Below are 22663 nucleotides of genomic sequence, written 5' to 3'. Positions count from 1 at the left end.
TTACACTTCCGGGATGCGCGACGCCCATCATCAAACCCCTATGACGCGAACGGTCGGATGGCTGACGGGAGCCGCGCTCACCCACGCGGCCTTTCTTGCCGCCTGTTCGACCGTTCCGCTCACGCCCGCCAGCGGACCGCCGGTGACCACGATCGATGTGGTCGAGCGCGGCTGGCATACGGATGTCTGCGTGCAGGTGCGGGACGTGCCGGACCTGCAGGTCTGGCTGGCGCAGGACTTCGTCGGCGCCACCTATCTGTGCTTCGGCTTCGGCGAACGTGAATACGCGATGACGCGGGAGCACAGCATCCTGGCGACGCTGTCGGCCCTGTGGCCCGGCCCCGGCGCGATCCTGATGACCGTGCTGCGCGACACACCCGTCGCGGCGTACGGCGCAGACAAGGTGGTCACGCTGCAGGTGGCCGCGGCCGGCAAGGCAGGTCTCGCCGCCTACCTCGACCAGTCGGTGCAGCGCGACAAGCTGGCGCGCCCCGTGCAACTCGGCGACGGCCCCTATGCCGGCAGCCGGTACTTCGGGGCCTCGGCGAACTACGCGGGCTACTACACCTGCAATACCTGGATCGCCGACGCGCTGCGGTCTGCGCAACTACCGGTGGACGGCGCGATCCTGTTTGCCAGCACCGTGTTCCGACAGGCGCGCGACGTCGCCGCCTGCCAGCACCCCGGCACCGTCACTGGCACGGACCGGGCGTGCATACCACCGTAGAACCCGCAGGCACGACAACCGTGTGAGAGTTCGGCTGAGGCGAGGAGTCGCTGCTGCTCAACGAGATGCAGCCGGTCAGGGTCAGCAGAGGCAGCAATGCCAGCGAGCACGCAATGAATCTGAACCTTGCCATGACGGTCTCCAGGTCAGGTCGGGCGGGTGCCGATGCGGGCGTCCGGAACCTCGCCTTTCTGGAGTATAGGTAACAACTGATAGGTCTCGCATGCGCGGCCGCACCGTTCTCGTCAAGTGCGGTATGTGCGATATCGGTCGAAGGGGGCTCATGCGATTGACGAGCGCTCGTCACTTCCCGCAAGCGCCCTGGTCGAGCGCCGCGTCAGTCGCCAGTCTCAGAACCGATGCCGAAGCCCCAGCGTCACCGATGCGCTATCGTCATACCCCGCGTAGGGACCGTTGAACGCGCTGCTCACCGTGCTATACGCGCCCGCCAGATAAACATCCGTCCGCTTCGACAGCAGGTAATCGCCCGTCAGGAAGGCCGAGAGCTTGTTTCCCCCTTCGCCATTCGCATTCACATGTCGGCCCAGGTCATAGATCGCCGCGGCCTTGAACTGCAGCGCGGGCGTCGCCTGCCAGGTCGTGCCCAGCTGGAAGACGTGATCGGTGCGTGCCTCGCTGCTCGTGCCGATGTTGGTGTTACCCGGATTCGTGTAGAGCTGCGCATAGGAGCCATAGGTCGGGGAGAAATCCTGTCCGGCGGTGGGTGTGAATCTGCCGTCGCGGCGGGTGTACAGGTAATAGGCGCTCACGGTCACAGGACCCGTCACATACAATGCACCCGCACCGAGATTCGATTGCTTGTTGCCGGCGAGATCCTTGGCCTGCTGGGCGGTGAGTCCTGCAGAAAAAACGTCGCCCTGATAGTTGAGCCCGACTGAATAGGTCGAACCATGCGACACGCTGCCCGCCTGTCCGCCGAACGAGTAGGCCGCGGCAAACTTCCACTTCTGCACGTTGAGCGTGTACTTGGCCGTATTGTCGAGCCGCGATCCTGCAAACTGCTGCACCCAGACATCCGAGGCCGCCGAGTTGGCCCAGCCGATGATGTCATAAGGCAAGAGCGTCTCGAACGGCAAGCTGTACTGCCGCCCGAGCGTCAATTGCCCGAAGTTTCCCTTGAGGCCGACATAAGCCTGTCGTCCGAATTCCCGGCTGCCTTGCAGCGAGACGCCCGTCGTCGGATTGAAGCCAGACTCGAGGCGAAAGATCGCCGACGTTCCTCCGCCCAGGTCTTCTGTGCCGAACAAGCCCCAGCGTGAACCGTTGAAGAAGCCGGGACCGAGCGCAACCGAGCTTCCGCTCGAAGTGGCGCGACCATTCGAGGCCGTCGAGCCGACCTGATGCGTCTGCCATGACAGCGCTGTGTCGATCAGCCCGTAAAGCGTCACGCTGCTTTGCGCGTGAGCCGCGCAGGAAAAGAGAAGTGCAGCCGCAGGCGCGCACACGTATTTCATTGCTTGAGTCTCCGTTGTTTTGATTAGATATCCGAAATAATTGAAAGTCATCGGGCCGACAGGAAAAATAGAAAAGCCCGAAGACGCTACTGCAGCGATCAGCCGATCAGACGCCCGACCGCACTCCGATACTCATCGACGAGACGCATCACCACATCCGCGGCACCAGGCAGATCGTCGATGAGGCCAGCAGACTGCCCCAGTTCGACCTTGCCACGTTCGATGTCGCCGTCGAGCGCCGCCTGTTTGAGCGTGCTGCTCATGAAAAGCGCGTGGTACGCATCGTCGTCGGCTTCATGCTGGTCGGCGTGAAGCACGTCGTCGGCGAAGCGGTTCTTCGTCATGCGCACGGGCAGTTTGCGCACACCGACCAGCACCGTGCCATCGATCTCGGTTTGCAGCACCGCGCGCTTGTAGTTCTCATGCACGCCCGCTTCACGCGTGGCGATGAAGCGCGTGCCCAATTGCACCGCGTCAGCGCCGAGCGCGAGCAGGGCGGCGATGCCGAAACCATCGGCGACGCCACCGCCCGCAATGATCGGCATCGAAGGAAAGGCCTGCACGGCACGCCGCACGGCGACGAGCGTGCTCACGCCATTGGCAGGCGGATGCCCGCCTGCTTCGGCGCCTACCACGACGAGCGCATCGACCCCGGCCGATGCCGCCTTGCGCGCATGCTCGAGTGTGGAGACGACATGGACCCAGCGCGTCCCGATGCTCTGGAAGCGCACGAGATGCGCCTTCGGCCCGCCTTGCGATGCGAACAGGACGGGTACGCGTTCATCTTCGATCACATCGAGAAAGCGCTCCGCCTCCGGACGGTACAGCGGAAGATTCACACCGAAAGGCTTGCCGTTCACCGCCCGCTTCACTTCGCGCACGGCGTCGCGGAACGCATCGAGGTACATCGGGCCGGCGGCGATGACGCCCAGGCCGCCCGCATTGCTCACCGCGGCGGGCAGCGCTGCATTGGACGACGCCCAGCTCATCCCGGCCTGAATGATCGGATACTCGATGTTCAGCATCCGGGTGAGTCGAGTCGACATCATCGTCATGTCCTTTCTGTTCTGGTGTGCGCAACGCGCGAGGTGATCAATACGTGCGAGGTCAATCGAAGGGCAGAGTTCATGCGGCCTTGTCCACCGCGAGCAGGCGCGCAGGAATGCCGATCAACAGGCCGATGCCGCCTGCCAGCATCACGCATCCTGCGAGCTGGATGCCAAGCGTGAGACTGCCCGACACGGACTTCACATATCCAATCATGCTCGGTCCCACCAGCCCGCCGAGCGAGCCGATGCTGCTCACGAGCGCGATGCCCGCCGCCGCGCTGGAGGACGCGAGATACGTCGACGGAATGGTCCAGAACACGGACAGACTGGAGAGATGCCCCGATGTGGCAATCGCGAGCAACGCGACGGCGAGCGCCAGGTCGCCGCGCGCAAAGGGCAGGGCGATCAGACTCGCGGCGGCGATCATCAGCGGAATGGCGGCGTGCCAGCGGCGCTCCCGCGTACGATCCGAGTGGCGGCTCACGATCACCATCATGACGATGCCCGCGACGGCTGGAATAGCGGCAAACAGGCCGACGCGGAATGGATCGTGCACACCGCTCGCCTGGATGACCATCGGCGAGAAGAACGCGATGGTACTCGCGAGCACATAAGCGCAGAACGACACGAGGCCCGCGACGAACACGCGCCAGTCGCGCAGCGCCGACAGCATGCCGCCATGTCCATGCGTCGCGCGTTGACGCCGTTCGGCATCGAGCAGGCCGACGAGACTGGCTTTCTCCTCGGGCGTGAGCCACGATGCGCCCTCAGGCCGGTCCTCGAGACGGAAATATACGACGACGCCGAGCAGAATCGCAGGCAGCCCTTCGAGCAGGAACATCCATTGCCAGCCGGCGAGCCCGTTGACGCTGTGAAAGCTGCGCATGATCCATCCGGAGATGGGCGCGCCGATCATCGTCGCGACGGGAATGGCGATGAACGACAGTGCCGTGACGCGCGCGCGTCGGGCGGCGGGAAACCAGTAGCTCAGGTACAGGATGATGCCGGGAAAGAACCCGGCCTCCGCCACGCCCAGCAACATGCGCGCGATATAGAACTCGGCGGGCGTGCTGACGAACATGGTCGCGCTCGATACGGTGCCCCACAGCACCATGATGCGCAACAACGTCTTTCGCGCGCCCATCTTCGCGAGCAGCAGATTGCTCGGCACCTCGAACAGCAGAAAGCCGACGAAGAACAGACCCGCGCCGATGCCGTACACGAGATCGCTGAAATGCAGATCGGCCTTGAACTGAATCTGCGCAATGCCGATGTTCACGCGGTCGATGTAATTGATGATGTAGCACAGAAACAGTAGCGGCAGAATGCGCCGGCTGATCTTCCGGTATGTCGATTCGCTGACGGCTTCGTTGGGACGCAAAAGTCCCACGGCGTCAGATGCGCACGTTGTCATTGTCTCCTCCATTGGGTTTTGGCCGAACCGCGGCGCGTCGACGCCGCGGTTCCCGGCGCATCACGTCAGGCCGAATTCGCGGATCGCGTAATCGCGCAGCTTGTTTTTCTGAACCTTGGAACTGCCCGTCATACCGATGTCGTCGAACGACTGCACGAGCCGCAAATAACGCGGCACCTTGAAGTTCGCGCAGCGTCCCTTGCACCATTCGATGAGTTCTTCGCTCGACGCCTGCGTGCCCGCGCGCAGCACCACGAATGCAGCGGCCACTTCGCCCAGCCGCGCATCGGGCACGCCGACGACCTGCGCGAGCTGCACGGCGGGGTGCGCGAACAGCGTTTCCTCGACTTCGGCGGGCGCGACGTTCTCGCCGCCGACGCGGAACACGTCCTTCAGCCGCCCGAGCATGCGCATGCGTCCTTCGCCGTCGATCACGCCGAGGTCGCCCGTACGCAGCCAGCCATCGTCGCTGAATGCGTTCGCGGTTTCCTGCGGCTTGTTGTAGTAGCCCTTCATCACGCCCCAGCCGCGCACCTGGATTTCTCCCGGCATGTCGGCGGGCAGTACGTCACCCGTTTCCGTCGATACGGTACGGATCTCGATGCCCGGATGCGGCGCGGCCCAGCCTGCGACACGCAATTCGAGTGGATCGCGCCAGTCGTTGAGCACCACGTTGGGCGACGCTTCCGATTGCCCGTAAGCGCCCACCATGTGCTTCACGCCCATGACGTCGTGGATCTTCTGCATGATTTCCGGTCCTGCCGCTGCCCAGCCGCCGCGCAGATGAATCCGCTCGCGCCTGAACTCGGGGTGGCCCATCATCATCAGGAAGATCGTGTCGTTGCCGGACGTGAGCGTGCAGCGCTCTTCGTCGAGAATGGTCAGCACCCTGGCGACGTCGAATGACGGCACCGACAGCAGACACGCACCGGAGACGAGCGCGACGAGCAGCGACATGGTCGTGCCCGCGACGTGAAAGAACGGGCGCACGCTGAAATAGCGGTCGTCGGGCCGCACGCCGATGCGCAGCGCCGATGCCGCCGCGTTCATCAGCATGTTGCGATGTCGCAGCAACACACCCTTCGGAAACGACGTGGTGCCGGACGTGTATTGAATCAGCAGGATATCGTCAGGGCTCACGCGTTGCGCGCGTGCGGCGGCCTCGGCGCGCGTGTCGGGCGTATCCGCGAGCGTATCGAAACGTTCGACGCCCGCAGGCAGCGCACGTTCGCTGTCGCCCATCAGCACGGCGCGGCGCAATAGCGGCAGGACATTGCCCGGCAACGCGAGGTCGAACCCGGGTTCGACGTCACGCAGCAAGCGCGTGTAATCGATATTGAGAAACGTATCGACGTAGAACAGCACACGCACGTCGCCTTGTTTCAGGCAGTAGTTCAGTTCGTCGAGCTTGAAGCGCGTATTCACGGGCACCGTGACTGCGCCGATCGACGCCGCTGCATAGAAGAGCACCACCCAGTCGATGGAGTTGCCCATCAGGATGCCGACGTGCTCGCCATGTTCGACGCCTGCCGCGATCATCCGCGCCGCCGCGCTTTGCACGCGTTCATGCAGCGTGCGATAGTCGATGCGCTGTCCGTCGATGACGAGCGCTTCCGCGTCAGGCGTCGCAGCGGCGCGCGCCGCGAGCGTAGCGGGCAGCGTCACCGGCTGCTTGAGGCCGAAGCGCTCAGCAAAGTTGGCCCAACCGGCACCGTGAGTGTCGTCACGCATGGCGGGCTCCGTTCTGATCTTGCTGTACGGCACGTTCCGTGTTCTCGCCGAAGGTCGAAATAGACTGCTTCCAGTCCGACGTTTGCAGCAAGGTGTCGATGGCGAGCATTTCGATCGCCAGCGCGCCTGCCGGGTCGCTTTCCACACCCCGGTCGATGCAATCGCGTGTGAGACGCATCGCGAGCGGCGGGGCGGCGGCGATATCGCTTGCCATCTGCCGGATGGTGGTCAAGGCTTCAGCGGCCGAGACGATGCGCGAGACGAGTCCCGCCTGCAGCGCCTCCTGCACGGAAAGCGTGCGGCCCGTGTAGGCCATGTCTTTCGCGAGCCGCTTGCCCACCGCGCGCGGCAGGCGCTGCGTCGCGCCAACCGTGCCCCACAGCGCTTCCGGCGTGCGAAAGCTCGCGTTTTCGGTTGCGATGATGAAATCGCACGCCATTGCGATCTCGCCGCCGGAGCCCACGGCCGCGCCTTCCACCAGCGCGATGCATGGTTTGCCGATTTTCTCGATTGCATCGTACGCGGCGAATGCCTTGAGGCGGCGTGCGCGGACTTCGTCGATGCCCATCTCCTTGCGCTCTTTCAGGTCCGCACCCGCGCAGAATACCGGGCCGTTGGCGCGCACGATCACGCAGCGGATCGCATCGTCGTCACGCAGCGTGACGGCGGCGGCGCGCAGTGCGTCGCACATGGCCGCGTTCAGCGCGTTGCGCTGCGCCGGCCGGTTCAGGATGATCTCGGCCACGCCTTCGCGGCGCTCGACGATCAACGTTTCGTCATGTGTCATCGTGTTCCCTTGATGTCGTATCTCGTGCACAGCATCAGATCGCGCCGTCGCGGCGCAGCGCCGCAATGTGCGCTTCGTCGTATCCCAGCCGTTCGCGCAACACCTGTTCCGTGTGCTCGCCGAGCAGCGGCGGCCGCGCGACCTGCGGGTCGGCGAAACCGTCGAACTTGAAGGGCAGCGGCAATGCGCCGAACGTGCCGATAGACGGATGTTCGAACGCGCTCACCATGCCGCGCGCGTTCACATGCGGATCGGCGAGCACTTCGGCGACGTTCTGAATCGGTCCCGCCGGCACGCCCGCGGCATCGCAGGCTTCGCACAATGCCTTTCGCGTCCAGCCTGAAATGGCTTGCGTCAGCGTGCTCATCACACGTTCACGATGCGCCACGCGTCCCGCGTTGGTGGCGAGCGTCGCGTCGCTGGCGAGCGCGTCGAGTCCAAGCAGTTGGCAAAGCGGCAGCCAGTGCTGATCGCTGCATGTGATGTGGACGAACGCGCCGTCGCTGCATGCGAACGTGGCCGACGGCACGCGGCCCGGATGCTCGGTGCCGAGTCGCGGCGGCACTTCGCCCAGCGCAAAGTAGCGACCCGCCGCGAGCGTGAGCAGACTCACCTGACCGTCGAGCATCGAGAAGTCGATATGACAGCCTTGACCCGTGAGCGCCCGGCCATTGAGCGCGGACAGCAGACCGATCGCGATCCACATGCCCGAGGTCAGATCGGCGATGGGCAAACCGGGTTTGACGGGGCCGCCGCCGCGCTCGCCCGTCAGGCTCATCAGGCCGCCCATCGCCTGGAAAACGGTGTCGTAGCCTTTGCGCGCGGCGTATGGACCTGTTTGGCCGAAGCCGGTGCACGACACGTAAATGAGCCGCTCGTTCGCGGCACGCAATGCCGTGTGATCGAGACCGTAGCGCGCCAGCGACCCCACGGGGAAGTTCTCGATGAAGATGTCGGCGCTCTGCGTCAGGTCGCGCACGATGCGCCGCCCGGCCTCGGTCTTGAGATTCGCCGTCACCGATTGCTTGCCGCGGTTGCAGGCGAAGAAATACGCCGATTCGTCGCCGACTTGCGGCTCGAAGCTGCGCGTTTCGTCGCCGCCGCCCGGTTGCTCGATCTTGATGACGGTGGCGCCCAGTTCGGCCAGGATCATGTCCGCGAACGGGCAGGCGAGCACACGCGCAAGCTCGACCACCGTGACGTTGGCGAGCGGCTTGATCGGCGTCGTGGTCATTGCTGCTCCGCCCGGTTCTGACGGAAGCTGCGCATCATCAGGTTCGTGTCGAGCGATGCGTCGAGTGCCTGTTGCAGCGAGAGATCGGCCACGCGATGGAACAGCCGCTTGGTAGCCGCCATGGCAGGCGCATCGAAGGACGCGAGGCGTTCGGCAATGCCGACGGCGGTGTCGATCAGGGAGTCGTCGGAAACGACGCGATTGGCGAGCCCCAGCGACAGCGCGCGCAGCGCATCCACTGGCTCGCCCAGCGAGACCAGTTCGAAAGCCGTCTTGCGGCCTACCTGGCGTACGAGGTTCGCCATCACGATAGCGGCCACGATGCCGTGCTTCAGTTCCGGATAGCCGAGCTTCAGGGTCTCGCCCGCCACCAGCATGTCGCAGGCAAGCGCGAGCCCTGCGCCGCCGCCCATCGCATAGCCTTGCGCCGCGCCGATGACGGGTTTGCTGATCTGCGAGAACACGCGATGCAGATTGGTGGTGAGGTGCGCGCGATTCAGCGCGGCTTGCGCGGCGTTCACGGAGTCGCCCGTGTTGACGAAGCCGCCGAATTCGTTGATGTCGGCGCCCGCGCAAAATGCCTTGCCCGCGCCGGCGAGCACCAGCGCCTTAACGGAAGGGTCACGGTCCGCGGACTGCAGGGCGTCGAGCAGCGACTGCGTAAGTTCGTTGTTGAGCGCGTTGCGCTTCTCGGGGCGGCTCATCGTCAGCACGCGCACGCCGGCGCGGTCTTCAACGAGGAGGCAAGGGGAGATCGTCATATACGGCCTTGCGAAGATGATGACTGAATGCGCCTGCTGTGGCGGCGCGATAGATCAAGAGTAAAACAGGATGCGTGACGAAGTCAAACAAATATGCGTGATTGTGACAAGCAGTTGTCACGCATGCGGTTCATTGATACGGCGCTTTTTGCTGATTTCCTGATCGGCATCGCAGTCGGGAATGTTGAGTTAAAATCTATATAAAACAATAAGTTGAGTGAGAATTTTCGGCGCCACATGACGGGATTGGTGCGACGAAAGTATCGCGATATTTAGTTGACAATGAATCACAATAATGTTTTGATTTTCCCGAAAGTCAACTATCTTCGATACACCGCGAACCATGTCCGACCTGACACTGTGTGAATGTTTCGCCCGCGACGGGCTCCAGCATGAAACCGGATTCATCCCGACAGCGCAAAAGGTCGAGTTGATCGATCGCTTTGCGCGGGCCGGATTTGCTCGGGTGGAAGCCACGTCGTATTCCAACCCGACCGTCGTCCCGCAGTTCGCGGACGCGAGCGCGGTGCTGGAGGCATTGCCGCGCATCGATGGCGTGTACTACAAGGCGACGTGCGCAAACGTCCGCGCGGTCGAGCGCGCGCTGACGGATCTCGATGCAGGCTTTGGCGCAAACGAAATCAGTCTGCTGGTTTCGGCGAGCGAGGCACACTCGCTTCGCAACCTGAAGCAGTCGCGCGCGGATCAGTGGACGCGCATCGAAGCGATGGCGACTGCCGCACGAGGGCGCTTTCGTATGATCGGCACGATCTCGGTTGCATTTGGCTGTCCATTCGAAGGCGAGATCGACGAGGCAAGTGTGCTCGCCGATGTGGAGCGCTTTGCGACGCTCGGCGTGCGCCACGTGACGCTTGGCGACACGATCGGCGTTGCGACGCAAGCCGCTACGCAACGCCTCTTTCGCGAGATGTTGCGTGTGTTCCCCGACGTACACGCCATCGCGCATTTCCACGATACGCGGGGTACCGGCATCGTCAATTACCTCGCCGCGTTCGAGGCAGGCGTGCGTCATTACGACGTGGCGTTCGGCGGCGTGGGCGGTCACCCCGCCAAGGTCAAGTACGGCGGTGGCGTGACGGGCAACGTGTGCACCGAAGATTTCGTGAACGTGCTGGAAACCATGGGTGTGGACACGGGCATCGACCTCGCCGCGATGATGGAAGCCTCCGGGGCTTGCGAAAACGCGCTGGGCCGCACGCTCGCGAGCCGGGTCGCGCGTACGGGTCTGAATCCGTTACTCACGCGCAGCGTCGCGCAGGCGAGCGCCACATGAGCACGCTCGCAATCGAATCGGAGTTTTGCCTCGATCAGGGTTTCGAACTGGTCGATCACGGCGAAGGCTGGACAACGCTCGCCTGCTACGTTCGGGCGCGTCATGCGAACCGCCATGGCAACGCGCACGGCGGCCTGCTCGCCGCGCTGCTCGATACGTCGATGGGAATGGCCGTGCGCACGAGTGGCCGCGTCGACAATCTCGGCACCGCCAGCCTCACCGTCAACTACCTGAAGCCCGCGCGCGGCCGCATTGCCGTGCATGCGCGGGTGCGCCGCTGCGGCCGTACGCTCGCGTTCTGCGAAGCCGAAGCGCGTAACGGCGATGACGACGTGGTCGCGACAGCGAGCGCGGTTTTTGCCGTTGCGCCTGGTGCCGTTTAACAACCGCGTGAGTCCGTCGATCTCCGAATCCCTCCGCGTCGTATCGGCCTCACACGGACGCGGACCAGGCAGGCCCTTCTGCTAAAATGCGTGACGTTGTCATGTAAGTTGCGCACAGCCGCGTTGAGCGAAGTCCGGCGGAGGAAATGTGGGAACGACGATTAAAAAAGGAAGAGGGCAGCCAGGTGAGAGCGCGGGCTCGCATGCCGAGAGTCAGGCTGCGTTGGGTGATTTGCGCGACCTGGTCTCGTTTCAGTTGCGCCAACTCTCGAACATCTACACCAAGGGTTCGTCGAGTGCGTATGAACTCCGGTTCGGTCTCACGATGAACGAATGGCGCTGTATCGCTCTGCTGCACGGCAAGCGAGGCATGTCGATGAACCGCCTCGCCGAACATGCGCAGTTCGATCGAGGGCTGGCGAGCCGCACGGTGCGCAGCCTCGAAGAGCGCGGCCTGCTCGCACGGGAAGCCGATGCGTCCGATGGCCGTGGCGTCATCATCACGCTGACCAAAAGCGGAAAGGCGCTCGTTTCGCAGGTGTTCCCGGTTGCCGAGGAGCGCAACGCACGCCTGCTTTCATGCCTGACGCGGGCGGAGCGGGACCTGTTGCCGGGCATACTGGAAAAGCTGACGCACCAGGCCCGCGCGATGCTCGATCAGGAGCGCGAGGAAGCGGAACTGCGATCCGCGAAGGATTGATTTCAGGCAAGGCGACGAACGCCCTGTTTCAGGCGTTCGACGTGTCGATCAGCTACTGCGGCAGCGCGGCCAATGCGATATCTCCCGCGCTGGCCAGTTGCTCGACGTGCCAGCACTTGTCGATCAAGGCGCGAGTTTGCGTTGGCGACAGAATGCCATCAGCGAGATCGGCAAACTTCTTTTCGAGTTGCTGATCGGTCATCGGCACCTCGGTGCTGCCGATCGCATGCTGAATGAACTTGTGCAGCTTGCGGCCATCCTTGAGCGTGATGGTCATGTCGACCTGCTCCGGCTTGATCGCGGGGTCGATGATTGCGTTCACCTTGTCGCGCAAGGCAACCGTCACCGGGTCGCGCACTTTCGCGTCGCTGAACTGCTTTTCGCCGCCCGCGCCGTCGATCACGGCAATCGCGACCGCATGATAGATGCTGAACTTGCCTTCGAGCCCGATCTGCGGCGTCTTCTTGCCCGTCAGTTCGATGACGAGCGGATGCACGCGAAGGTCGATATGGTCGATCTGGTCGGCCGTCAGATGATATTGATTGCGAAGCTGGATTGCCGCGTCGATGGAAGGATGAATGACGATGCCGCAGGCAAACGGCTTGTAGGTGTTCAGCGTCGATTCGTAATGCGTGCCCAGCCCTTCGGTGATTTCGCGGTAGTCCTGTTTGGTGCTGATGGTGTTCGCCCAACCCCGTTTCGCTTCGATCATGCCATCCGAACTGGTGTAGTCCTTTGCGGCCAGCAGGGCCGCGAAGATGCCGTTCGCAGCGGCGCGCCCCGGGTTGAAGCTCTTGTTCATCGAGCCAAACGATTCGCGCAAGCCGACCGGCTGCGACGCCGCGAGACCCAACGCCCACACCATCTGCTGAACGCTTAGCCCCATCAGCTTGCCCGTTGCCGCCGCCGAGCCGAATACGCCGCAGGTGCCCGTGATGTGCCAGCCGACATCGTAGTGATTGGGATACACCGCATTGCCGATCCGCAATTCCGTTTCGACGCCGAGCACGAGCGCATTCAGAAAGTCCTTGCCCGACACGGGATGGTATTGCGCGTACGCCAGAATGGCGGAGGCGACGGGCCCCGCCGGGTGAATGATCGTCTTCAGATGCGTGTCGTCGTAGTCGAAGATATGGCTGCTGACGCCGTTGATGAACGCCGCGTTCATGATGTCGAAGCGCTCGCTGCGGCCCAGCAGGTTGGCCTGCGGCGGCCCCGAGAACGGCGTGAGCGCGGCGACCGCGCGGTTCACCGTCTCGTCGTGCGAACCGCCGACAGCCACGCCGACCCAGTTCATCAAGGTTCGCACGCCTTCTTTGCGGGCGGCCGCGGGCAGATCCTGGTAGTCCGTCTTGACGATGTACTCCGCGAGGATGCGTGTGACTTTCGGCGGGCGTGCATTCGTGCTGCTGGCGGGCATAGGCGCGGAAGCCGTGTTGGCTGTATCGGGCGAGTCGGCGAATACTGCCTTGCTGGCGGCCGCCGATGCCAAAGCTCCAACGGCACTGGTTTTCAGAAAGCGTCGTCGGTCGATGACGGACATCGGATTGTCTCCTTCAGGTTTGTTATTCGGTGCGGCTGGCTACCGGGACATGCGTGTCTCTCCGGTCGTCGTGCCATGATCTGAAACGGGTAAAGTGTCGACACTTTGACTATTTTAATGACGGAAGACACGTTTTCGCAAGGTGCATAACACGTAGTGTGCACACTTTGAGGGTGGGCCGAGGCAAGCGCGGCAGCTTGCGGCACGCCGTCGAAACAAGGGCCGTTTGCTAGAATCGGCCGGAAACCGGGCCGGCGATCCCGGACGTAAGGGGAACTGCGGTGAATCAGAATGTCGACAGAAGCAAGCTCGAGGAAGAGGGTGAATCGTCGCGTGTCGGTGAGATCGTCGACTGGGTGGCGCGCGGCATCATCGAAGGGCGTCTTTCGCCGGGCGACGATCTGAACTCCGTCGATCTCGCGAAACGGTTCAACGTCAGCCGCACGCCGGTGCGCGAAGCGCTGTTCGCGTTGAGTCGCGAAGGACTGGTCGACTGGTCGCCGCGCAGACGTCCACGGGTGTCGGCTCTCAAGCTGGTGGACGTGCGCGAGATCTATCAGTTGCGCGCGATTCTTTACGCGCAGGTATCGACGGCCATCGCCGAACGCGCCACCGACGCGGACATCGAAGCGCTATGGCGTGCCCATGGCCATCTTGCAGAGGCCGCCTCGCAAGGCGACGTCGACGGCTATTTCTGGGCAAATGTCGCATTCCGCGACGAAGAACTTCGGGTGTGCGGCAACGGCATCTTCAAGGAAGTGCTGGATTCGATGCGCATGCGGACCAACCGTCTGCGCCGTTTGAGTACGTCGTTGCCGGGGCGTTTGCAGCGTTCGTGCTCCGACCATCAGCGCCTGTGCGAAGCCTATGCCGAGCGAGACGGCGTGCTGGCCGCGGCGCTGAACCGGTCGATCGTGTTCAGCGCGCTTCAGGCGATCGAACAGGCGTGGGAGTCGATGCCCGTCGGCGTAGATAGCAGCGCGGCTGAAGAGCGGTAGTCAACGTTCTTTCAAGTGCCGGGTTTTTCAGGGTTTTTGTCTCTCAACTCTTATATAAGACATAAGACATTTGACCTCATCAGGCATTGCAATTAAAATCGCGATCAAAGCAGTGCCCGGAACAGCTTCGACGCGCCTGACAAGTCCTCCCCTGAAACGCAATACCAGCAGGTCTCCCATGCTTGAAAACTTTCGTGCTCATGTAGCCGCGCGCGCCGCGCTCGGCATTCCTCCCCTGCCGCTGACGGCTCAGCAGACCGCCGAGCTGGTGGAACTGCTGACCAATCCGCCCGCCGGCGAAGAGCAGACCCTGCTCGAGCTGATCACCCACCGCGTGCCCGCGGGCGTGGACGAAGCGGCCCGCGTGAAGGCAGGCTTCCTGGCTGCCGTGGCCAAGGGCGAGACCGCCTGCGCGCTGATCTCGCGCGCTCGCGCCACCGAACTGCTCGGCACGATGCTGGGCGGCTACAACATCGCCCCGCTGATCGAACTGCTGTCCGACGCCGAAGTGGGCACCGTGGCCGCCGACGCGCTGAAGAAAACCCTGCTGATGTTCGACCAGTTCCACGACGTCAAGGAACTGGCCGACAAGGGCAATGCCAACGCGCGCGCCGTGCTGCAAAGCTGGGCCGACGCCGAATGGTTCACGAGCCGTCCGGAAGTGCCGGAAAGCCTGACCATCACCGTGTTCAAGGTGACGGGCGAAACCAACACCGACGACCTGTCGCCCGCTCCGGACGCCACCACCCGCCCGGACATCCCGATGCACGCGCTGGCGATGCTGAAGAACGCGCGCCCCGGCATCACGCCGGAAGAAGATGGCAAGCGCGGTCCCGTCAAGTTCATCGAGTCGCTGAAAGAAAAGGGCCACCTGGTCGCCTACGTCGGCGACGTGGTCGGCACGGGCTCGTCGCGCAAGTCGGCCACCAACTCGGTGCTGTGGTTCACGGGCGAAGACATCCCCTTCATCCCGAACAAGCGCTTCGGCGGCGTGTGCCTGGGCAGCAAGATCGCCCCGATCTTCTACAACACGATGGAAGACGCCGGCGCGCTGCCGATCGAACTCGACGTGTCGAAGATGGATATGGGCGACGTGGTCGAACTGCGTCCCTACGAAGGCAAGGCCCTGAAGAACGGCGAAGTGATCGCCGAGTTCCAGGTCAAGTCCGACGTGCTGTTCGACGAAGTGCGCGCCGGCGGCCGCATTCCGCTGATCATCGGTCGCGGACTGACGGCCAAGGCACGTGAAGCGCTGGGTCTGGCGCCGTCGACGCTGTTCCGCCTGCCGCAACAGCCGGCCGACAGCGGCAAGGGCTTCTCGCTCGCGCAGAAGATGGTCGGCCGCGCCTGCGGCCTGCCGGAAGGCCAGGGCGTCCGTCCGGGCGCCTACTGCGAACCGCGCATGACCTCGGTCGGCTCGCAGGACACCACCGGACCGATGACCCGCGACGAACTGAAGGACCTGGCGTGCCTCGGCTTCTCGGCCGACCTCGTCATGCAGTCGTTCTGCCACACGGCTGCGTATCCGAAGCCGGTGGACGTCAAGACGCACCAGACCCTGCCGAACTTCATCAGCAACCGTGGCGGCATCGCGCTGCGTCCGGGCGACGGCGTGATCCACTCGTGGCTGAACCGCATGCTGCTGCCCGACACCGTGGGCACGGGCGGCGACTCGCACACTCGTTTCCCGATCGGCATCAGCTTCCCGGCCGGTTCGGGCCTGGTGGCCTTCGCGGCTGCCACGGGCACGATGCCGCTGGACATGCCGGAATCGGTGCTGGTCCGCTTCAAGGGCAAGATGCAGCCGGGCGTGACGCTGCGTGATCTCGTCAACGCGATCCCGCTGTACGCCATCAAGCAAGGCATGCTGACGGTTGCGAAGCAGGGCAAGAAGAACATCTTCTCGGGCCGCATTCTCGAAATCGAAGGTCTGCCCGATCTGAAGGTCGAGCAGGCGTTCGAACTGTCGGATGCGTCCGCCGAGCGCTCGGCCGCTGGCTGCACGGTCCACCTGAACAAGGAACCGATCATCGAATACCTCAACAGCAACATCACGCTGCTGAAGTGGATGATCGCTCAGGGCTACCAGGACCCGCGCAGCCTGCAACGCCGTATCAAGGCGATGGAAGCGTGGCTGGCCGACCCGCAGCTGCTGCAACCGGATGCCGACGCCGAATACGCAGCCGTCATCGAGATCGACCTGGCCGACATCCACGAACCCATCGTGGCCTGCCCGAATGATCCGGACGACGTGAAGACGCTGTCGGACGTGGCAGGCGCCAAGATCGACGAAGTGTTCATCGGCTCGTGCATGACCAACATCGGTCACTTCCGTGCCGCGTCGAAGCTGCTGGAAGGCAAGCGCGACATCCCCGTCAAGCTGTGGGTGGCGCCGCCGACCAAGATGGACCAGAAGCAGCTGACGGAAGAAGGCCATTACGGCGTGTTCGGCACAGCCGGTGCCCGTACCGAAATGCCGGGCTGCTCGCTGTGCATGGGCAATCAGGCACAGGTGCGCGAAGGCGCGACGGTCATGTCGACGTCGACGCGTAACTTCCCGAACCGCCTGGGCAAGAACACGAACGTGTATCTCGGCTCGGCGGAACTGGCGGCGATCTGCTCGCGCCTGGGCAAGATCCCGAGCAAGGAAGAGTACATGGCCGACATGGGCGTGCTGAACGCCAACGGCGACGCGATCTACCAGTACATGAACTTCGACCAGATCGAAGACTTCAAGGAAGTCGCCGACACGGTGCAGATGTAAAAACATGCTGGCAGGCTGCGGCGTGATGTTCTCGTCGTAGCGCCACGGAATGGCGTCGCGGGCTGAGCCCGGCGGCGCCATTTTTTTTGCGGCGCCGGGTCGTTGCGGTGATAAAGGCCGCTATCGCGCGAGCGCGTCGTTAGCCGGGTCCGCTAGTCAGGTCCGCTAGCCGCCGGAAGCGTAAAGTGAAAACGCGCGCCGCCATGGATGGACGCGTTGTCCGCCGATATGCGTCCGCCGTGGGCCTCGATGATGGACCGGCAGATGGGCAGGCCCATCCCCATCCCGTTCTCCTTGGTCGTAAAGAAGCTCTCGAACAGGCTCCTGAGATAGGCGGGGATGATGCCGGGTCCGCTGTCTTCGATCGCGCAGTGCAATGTGGCCGCGTCTTGCGTGGCCACGCGGATCGTGATTTCACGCCGCTCGCTGTGCGCCTGCTCCATGGCCTGCATCGCGTTGACGGTGAGATTGACGATGACTTGCTGCAACTGGATGCGGTCAGCGAGAACCTGTGGCGGTCCGGCTGCGAACTGGCGTGTCACGGTGACACGCCGCGAGTGCGCTTCATAGCGCAAGAACACCAGCGCCTCGTCGATGAGTTCGTCGAGCGACACCAGCGTGCGCTCGGGCGCGCGACGCACCGCCATGCCACGAATGCGGCCAATGATGTCGATCGCATGCCGCGCATCGGCGATGATGCGCGTGCTCGTGGCGCGCGCTTCTTCCAGATTGGGCTCCGGCCGGTTGAGCCAGCCGAGACTCGCCTGACCGTTCATTACGATGGAAGCGAGCGGCTGTTTCAACTCGTGCGCGATCGACGCGGTCAGCTCGCCGAGCATCGAGATCCGCGCGGCGTGCGCAAAGTCCGCCTGCACGCGCTGAAGCATTTCCTGCGCGCGAATCCGCTCGGTCAGATCGACCAGACTGACCACGGTGATGCCTGGATCGTCATCACGCTGGGGCCGTGCAACCGTAAAGAGCACATCGATGACGCGTCCATCGAGCGTTGGAAACTTCGTTGTTTCCTGAAACAACTCTTCGCCGTTGAACCTGCTTTCCAGCGCATGATGGAATGTCGACGGATTCTCTCGCCATACCCACGTCATCGGCCCAAGCAACTCGCTGCGGTCGCGTGCGCCGAACATTTGCACGGCATGTTTGTTCGCGTCTTCGAGGATCAGTGAATCGGACACGCGTGCGAGCCATTCGGGGTGCTCATGGATATACGCCGAAATATCCTGCACGCCTTGCGCCCGCACTTGCGCCAGCATGTCATTCACTACCCGCGACTCAGTCCGCCAGAGGCCAACGGGCGTTTCGCTGAACAGGTCGCGATAGCGGTGCTCGCTGCGCTGAAGGTCCGCATAGAGCCGCGCGTTCTCCAGCGAAATCGCGGCTTGCGACGCGAGCAGCCGCAGCACGGCAATACGCGCCGGCGTGAACACATGCGGCGTCATCGTGTTTTCCACGTACAGCACGCCGATCAGCTGTGCCTGCTTGATCAGCGGCAGACAGAGAATCGATCTGCATTCGCGGCGCCGGATGTACTCATCCGTCGAGAACGGACTCTGGTGCGTGGCATCGTCCAGCAGCAGACTTTCCCCCGTGCGGACGACGTATCTCAGGATCGATTCGGGAAGTTCCGCGGGCGCGACACGCGTGTGCGGAATGCGAACCTCGACCTTGTCGCGCAGCGTCGTGGCTTCAGCCTCGATCCACAGGTCGTCGCCTTGCGGCAGAACCAGCACGCCCCGGTCCGCGCCGGCGTGCTCGAGCGCGAGCACCATCAGCGCGTGAATCAGTTCGCTCAGGCCGATCTCACTGAACATCGCCTGCGACACCTTGACGACCGTGGCGAGATCCAGTTGCTCGACGGAAGTTGCGATGGTGCTCTCGGAGCGCGACGAGACGTCCTGGCGCAACTGCGCGTAGGTCTGGTCCAGTTGCCGGACCTTGCCATCGGCGCCCCAGCTTGCATAGCAGGACCGCGCGTTTCGCAGGTAGGTGTCGGCGATGGTCTCGAAGCCGCGCTCCGCATAGAACCGCGCCGCGAGTTCGTTGGCGAGAGCCTGATTGTGGATGAAACCGTGCTCGCGGCTGGACCGGATGGCTTCCTCGTAGAGGTACATCGCGTCGGCGTGGCGGCCGTCGATACGCGCGACCTCTGCCAGCACCAGCGCCTGGCGGTTGCGAAAGTTCTCGGGGCAGTTGCTGGTCCATAGCTCGAACTTGCTGAATTTCGATTCGAGGATTTGCCTGTATTCCTGCTGTTCGACAGCGGATGCCGTCGGATAGAGCGCCGTCAGCGTGAGCGCGTGGATGAAATGGCAGGTCGCCTCGATCGGCATGCTCATGGCGGCAGGCAGCACGGGCTCTGCGCGCGCTGCACAGGCGAATGCCTCCGCGTACTCGCCGTTCAGGAAGGCGAGGATCTGCTTCATGATGTGATAGAAGACGATGCCGCAACCGAATGTCGCCGCCGTGATGATGGCGAAACTGGCCGCTTCGTCGAACGTGCTGTCGCCGAGTTCGAGCAGATGCTTCGAGCGGCCCTGCAGACTGGCGACGAACTGTTGTTCGAGCCGTATCGTTTCGTACACCGCGTCGTTGTGGCTCTGTCGTGCGAACGCCGCGTATTTCGCCGATAGCGCCTGCACCTCGTCGAGGACGTCGCCTTTCTCGATGATCTGCCAGACCGTTTCGAAGGCGAGAAAGCCGCCATAGACGAAGTCGCCCACTTCGAGGCACGCAACGAAGGCGCGTTCGAGAATCGGCATGCCCGTCGCGAAGTGATGGCGCCAGAAGTTGACGTGATCGCCGTGCAAATGAAGCAGCGTTCCGCGCAGACGCGGGTTATCGAGTTTGTCGTTCAGCCGCAGCGAGAGTTCGGAGAACTGGAACGCGGATTCGATATCCTTCACGACGGAGACCAGCATCAGCGAGTAGACGCCGTACGCAAAACTCGATTGATCGGTGTTGCCGTGGCGCATCGACAGATTGACGGCCATCAGCGTGACGAGCGGATAGAACACGGGACGGCCGATATACGCGCACGGCACGGCGTCGACGAGCAGGTTGATGATGGCCTGCATCGTGGGATCGGCGGCCATCGGTGCATCGATCAACTCGATGATGGCGCGGCCCGCCAGATTGACGGGCACGGCGCGCAGCTCGGTCTCGACAGCGATCTGCACTTCTTCATCGGACTCTGGAAGCGTGAGGCCGAAGTCGCGCAGCGCGCCGAGCGCGACGGCGAAGCCCTCGTAGTACTTGCTCGCTACCTGATACAGCTTGATGCGCAGGCTGTACACCTTGGCCCGATCGAGTTTGCAATGTGCGCGCTGCAGGATCATGTCGAACAGCGCGTCCGCGTCGGCGAAGTTCCCCATCAGATATTCGCACTCGGAGAGTTCGAGATAGAGATCGAAGGTCGGCTGGTAACGAAGCTGCCATGCTTCCGGTGACAGCAGCGCAGCCGCTTGCGCAAAGTGGTTGCGAGCGGCGGAATAGGCGGTTGAATGCTTGGCGCGCTTGCCCGCCGTCACGTTCAGTTCGACCACCCGCTGTCGCTCGTCGTCCATCGTGATGAGCGGGATACCGCGATTGAGGTGGTTCACGATGTCGAAGATGGTTTCCTCGACCTGATCGGCTGGCGTGCGTGAAGCGAGCAGGCGGCCGATCCTCAGGTGTGCGGCGGCGCGCTCGCCTTCGGGGATCAGTGCGTAGGCAGCCTCGTGCACGCGGTCATGGGCGAACTTATAGGCGCTATCCACGCGGAACACGAGTCCCGCCCGCACGGCGTCCCACAATTGCGCGTGGATTGTCTCCTCAGGCTCGCCCTGAACCAGCGTGAGCGTCGCGATCCCGGCGACATTGCCGAGACAGGCCAATTGCCGCATCGCGTCCTGCGTCGTCCCGGACTGACGGCCGAGTTTCGCGGCCATCAGATCGGCGACGTTCTCGGTAAAGCCTTTGGCGCGAATGCGCGGCAGGTCCCAGGTCCAGCTGGCTGTACTGCCGTCGAAGGCGAGCAGCTTCTCGTCCGTCAGCGCTGTCAGAAACTGAATCGCAAAGAAGGGATTGCCGCCCGTCTTCTGATGCACGAGTTGCGCAAGCGGTTGAGCCGTCGCGCGGTCGCAGTGCAGCGAATCGGCAACCAGCTCACCGATGTTCTCAGGCATGAGCGGTGCGAGCACCGTTTCTTCGATACGCCCGCCGGCGTTGCGGATCAGCCCTAGCATTCGTGTGAGCGGATGCGTGGGACCGACTTCGTTGTCGCGATACGCTCCGACCAGCAACAGATGCTGCACCTCGGGATGCGTCACGAGGTGCTCGATCAATTCGAGCGTCGCGATGTCCAGCCACTGCAAGTCGTCGACGAACAATGCGAGAGGATGCTCCCGCCTGGCGAACACGCCGAGGAAGCGTCGGAACACGAGCTGAAAGCGGCTTTGCGCATCGCGCGGCAGAAGCGCGGGCACGGCTGGCTGCTCGCCGATGATGAGCGCCAGCTCGGGAATGAGGTTGACCATCAGCTCGCCATTCGTGCCCAGCGCGTCCATCAACTCACGCCGCCACTGGCCGACCTCTTCGTCGCTCTTGCCGAGCAGTTCGCGCACGAGCGACTGAAAGGCTTGCGCCAACGTCATATAGGGTATGTCGCGCTTGTACTGATCCACCTTGCCGGCCGCGAACAGACCGCGCGGCGGTACCAGCACCTTGTGCAACTCGTTGACGACGGACGACTTGCCGATGCCCGCATACCCCGAGACGAGCACGACTTCCGTCGTGCCGCTCGCTACGACGCGATCGAAGGCTTCGACGAGCGCCGTAATCTGGTCTTCGCGCCCGTAGAGTTTTTCGGGGATCAGGAGCCGATCGGACGCGTCGTGCGCACCGGGCGAAAACGGTTCGATCCGGTGGTTCGCCTGCCACGCATCGAGGCACGCCCTGAGGTCGGCTTCGACACCTGCGGCCGTCTGGTAGCGATTCTCGGCCGTTTTCGACAGCAGCTTCAGCACGATGCTCCCAACGGGCCGAGGGATGCCGCCGACCCGCTCACCCGGCGGCGGCGGGCGTCGTGCGATATGACAATGGATCCATTCCATCGGGTCCGATGCCGTGAATGGCAGCGTCCCGGTGAGCATCTCGTACAGCGTGACGCCAAGCGAATAGAGATCGCTGCGCGCGTCGATCGACCGGTTCATCCGGCCCGTCTGCTCGGGCGCCATATAGGCAAACGTACCCGCGATGATTTCCGGCGGCGCGGGCGGTTGACGTTCCTGTGGTAACTGCGACGCGATGCCGAACCCCGTCAGCCGCACGTTGTCGTGAATGTCGACGAGCACATTGGCAGGTTTGATGTCTTTGTGAATGAGGCCGCGCCGGTGAACCTGGCCGACTGCGCTCGCGAGATTGAGGGCGAGACGCAGAAAGCGCGTCATTTCGAGCGGCCTTCCCAGTGCGCGATCGAGGGGCTCGTAGCCGTTATCGTCGAGCACCAGCGTGGGCAGCGCATTGTGGCGGCCGAGCGCGAGCGGTTGAGCGGCCCAGCGGGAATCGAGCAGCGCCGCCAGTTCATATTCATGTTCGAGGCGCGTAATGCTGCGAAAGGCAGGGCGCGCGGCGACCAGCGTGAGCACCGAGACAGGATTGCCCGGTTGCCTGGCACGGTACAACGAGAAATCTTCATCGTCGCGCAGCCACTCCAGCTCGTATCCGGTGAGATCCATGTAATCCATGTTGTCTCGCTGCGAACCTGGTTCCACGGTGATGTTGCGTGATGCTGACTTCGCGATCATGT

15 protein-coding genes are annotated in these 22663 nt (G+C 63.3%); 6 read left to right on the top strand and 9 right to left on the bottom strand.

Translation table 11 applies throughout. The features are described 5' to 3' along the window. Positions 1-40: 40 nt before the first annotated feature. Complete coding sequence (locus PPGU16_RS20285) at positions 41-727, top strand: DUF2459 domain-containing protein (protein ID WP_243460643.1); 687 nt, start codon at positions 41-43, stop codon at positions 725-727. 350 nt (positions 728-1077) lie between these two features. Here PPGU16_RS20285 and PPGU16_RS20280 read toward each other — a convergent pair whose 3' ends face one another. The 7 genes from PPGU16_RS20280 to PPGU16_RS20250 all read right to left on the bottom strand — a co-directional run bounded on the left by PPGU16_RS20280 (position 1078) and on the right by PPGU16_RS20250 (position 9178). Further along, positions 1078-2202 (bottom strand): porin, encoded by a 1125-nt coding sequence (locus PPGU16_RS20280; protein ID WP_180724562.1) that lies wholly within the window; start codon positions 2200-2202, stop codon positions 1078-1080. 98 nt (positions 2203-2300) lie between these two features. After that, positions 2301-3251, bottom strand: a complete 951-nt coding sequence (locus tag PPGU16_RS20275) for an NAD(P)H-dependent flavin oxidoreductase (RefSeq protein ID WP_197986849.1) — start codon at positions 3249-3251, stop codon at positions 2301-2303. 76 nt (positions 3252-3327) lie between these two features. Continuing rightward, complete coding sequence (locus tag PPGU16_RS20270) at positions 3328-4665, bottom strand: MFS transporter (RefSeq protein WP_180724560.1); 1338 nt, start codon at positions 4663-4665, stop codon at positions 3328-3330. A 60-nt stretch (positions 4666-4725) separates the two neighbouring features. After that, positions 4726-6396, bottom strand: a complete 1671-nt coding sequence (locus tag PPGU16_RS20265) for an AMP-binding protein (protein ID WP_180724559.1) — start codon at positions 6394-6396, stop codon at positions 4726-4728. Next, a complete protein-coding gene (locus tag PPGU16_RS20260; RefSeq protein ID WP_180724558.1) occupies positions 6389-7183 on the bottom strand; it encodes an enoyl-CoA hydratase/isomerase family protein in 795 nt (264 codons plus the stop codon). The genes PPGU16_RS20265 and PPGU16_RS20260 overlap by 8 nt, the downstream gene beginning before the upstream one ends. Before the next feature lie 34 nt (positions 7184-7217). Then, complete coding sequence (locus PPGU16_RS20255; protein ID WP_243460642.1) at positions 7218-8417, bottom strand: CaiB/BaiF CoA transferase family protein; 1200 nt, start codon at positions 8415-8417, stop codon at positions 7218-7220. Beyond that, complete coding sequence (locus PPGU16_RS20250; protein WP_180724557.1) at positions 8414-9178, bottom strand: enoyl-CoA hydratase/isomerase family protein; 765 nt, start codon at positions 9176-9178, stop codon at positions 8414-8416. Before PPGU16_RS20250 ends, PPGU16_RS20255 begins: the two co-directional genes overlap by 4 nt. Positions 9179-9521: 343 nt before the next feature. Between PPGU16_RS20250 and PPGU16_RS20245 the strand changes: the two genes are divergently transcribed. The 3 genes from PPGU16_RS20245 to PPGU16_RS20235 all read left to right on the top strand — a co-directional run bounded on the left by PPGU16_RS20245 (position 9522) and on the right by PPGU16_RS20235 (position 11555). Beyond that, on the top strand, positions 9522-10472 hold the full coding sequence (locus PPGU16_RS20245) for a hydroxymethylglutaryl-CoA lyase (protein ID WP_180724556.1): 951 nt from the start codon (positions 9522-9524) through the stop codon (positions 10470-10472). Beyond that, entirely contained in the window at positions 10469-10855 is a 387-nt protein-coding gene (locus PPGU16_RS20240) for a PaaI family thioesterase (RefSeq protein WP_180724555.1), read from the top strand. Before PPGU16_RS20245 ends, PPGU16_RS20240 begins: the two co-directional genes overlap by 4 nt. Positions 10856-11003: 148 nt before the next feature. Next, positions 11004-11555, top strand: coding sequence for a MarR family winged helix-turn-helix transcriptional regulator (locus tag PPGU16_RS20235; RefSeq protein ID WP_180724554.1), 552 nt, complete (start codon positions 11004-11006; stop codon positions 11553-11555). Between the two features lie 52 nt (positions 11556-11607). Here PPGU16_RS20235 and PPGU16_RS20230 read toward each other — a convergent pair whose 3' ends face one another. Beyond that, positions 11608-13098 carry an MmgE/PrpD family protein gene (locus PPGU16_RS20230; RefSeq protein WP_180724553.1) on the bottom strand — a complete coding sequence of 497 codons (1491 nt, stop codon included), beginning with the start codon at positions 13096-13098 and terminating at the stop codon, positions 11608-11610. Between the two features lie 281 nt (positions 13099-13379). Here PPGU16_RS20230 and PPGU16_RS20225 point away from each other — a divergent pair, with 281 nt between their 5' ends. Further along, positions 13380-14096: a GntR family transcriptional regulator gene (locus PPGU16_RS20225; RefSeq protein WP_180724552.1), complete on the top strand. Its 717-nt coding sequence runs from the start codon at positions 13380-13382 to the stop codon at positions 14094-14096. A 178-nt stretch (positions 14097-14274) separates the two neighbouring features. Then, a complete protein-coding gene (acnB, locus tag PPGU16_RS20220) occupies positions 14275-16860 on the top strand; it encodes a bifunctional aconitate hydratase 2/2-methylisocitrate dehydratase (protein ID WP_180724551.1) in 2586 nt (861 codons plus the stop codon). A gap of 152 nt (positions 16861-17012) precedes the next feature. Here the strand turns inward: acnB and PPGU16_RS20215 are convergent, their stop codons facing one another. Next, the gene (locus PPGU16_RS20215; RefSeq protein ID WP_345961188.1) at positions 17013-22601 is read right to left on the bottom strand and encodes a trifunctional serine/threonine-protein kinase/ATP-binding protein/sensor histidine kinase; all 5589 of its coding nucleotides are present in this window, start codon (positions 22599-22601) and stop codon (positions 17013-17015) included. Between the last annotated feature and the right edge of the window lie 62 nt (positions 22602-22663).

The sequence above is a fragment of the Paraburkholderia largidicola genome (genome assembly GCF_013426895.1).
In the GTDB taxonomy this organism is placed as follows: Bacteria; Pseudomonadota; Gammaproteobacteria; order Burkholderiales; family Burkholderiaceae; genus Paraburkholderia; species Paraburkholderia largidicola.
This window is presented reverse-complemented; position numbering and strand designations above follow the sequence as displayed.

Bases quoted from the DNA above. Each gene is read 5' to 3' on its own strand.
- PPGU16_RS20270 (WP_180724560.1), bottom strand. From the start codon at position 4,665: ATGACAACGTGCGCATCTGACGCCGTGGGACTTTTGCGTCCCAACGAA.
- PPGU16_RS20230 (WP_180724553.1), bottom strand. From the start codon at position 13,098: ATGTCCGTCATCGACCGACGACGCTTTCTGAAAACCAGTGCCGTTGGA.
- PPGU16_RS20285 (WP_243460643.1), top strand. From the start codon at position 41: ATGACGCGAACGGTCGGATGGCTGACGGGAGCCGCGCTCACCCACGCG.
- PPGU16_RS20240 (WP_180724555.1), top strand. From the start codon at position 10,469: ATGAGCACGCTCGCAATCGAATCGGAGTTTTGCCTCGATCAGGGTTTC.
- PPGU16_RS20280 (WP_180724562.1), bottom strand. From the start codon at position 2,202: ATGAAATACGTGTGCGCGCCTGCGGCTGCACTTCTCTTTTCCTGCGCG.
- PPGU16_RS20260 (WP_180724558.1), bottom strand. From the start codon at position 7,183: ATGACACATGACGAAACGTTGATCGTCGAGCGCCGCGAAGGCGTGGCC.
- PPGU16_RS20250 (WP_180724557.1), bottom strand. From the start codon at position 9,178: ATGACGATCTCCCCTTGCCTCCTCGTTGAAGACCGCGCCGGCGTGCGC.
- PPGU16_RS20265 (WP_180724559.1), bottom strand. From the start codon at position 6,396: ATGCGTGACGACACTCACGGTGCCGGTTGGGCCAACTTTGCTGAGCGC.
- PPGU16_RS20215 (WP_345961188.1), bottom strand. From the start codon at position 22,601: ATGGATTACATGGATCTCACCGGATACGAGCTGGAGTGGCTGCGCGAC.
- PPGU16_RS20255 (WP_243460642.1), bottom strand. From the start codon at position 8,417: ATGACCACGACGCCGATCAAGCCGCTCGCCAACGTCACGGTGGTCGAG.
- acnB (WP_180724551.1), top strand. From the start codon at position 14,275: ATGCTTGAAAACTTTCGTGCTCATGTAGCCGCGCGCGCCGCGCTCGGC.
- PPGU16_RS20245 (WP_180724556.1), top strand. From the start codon at position 9,522: ATGTCCGACCTGACACTGTGTGAATGTTTCGCCCGCGACGGGCTCCAG.
- PPGU16_RS20275 (WP_197986849.1), bottom strand. From the start codon at position 3,251: ATGATGTCGACTCGACTCACCCGGATGCTGAACATCGAGTATCCGATC.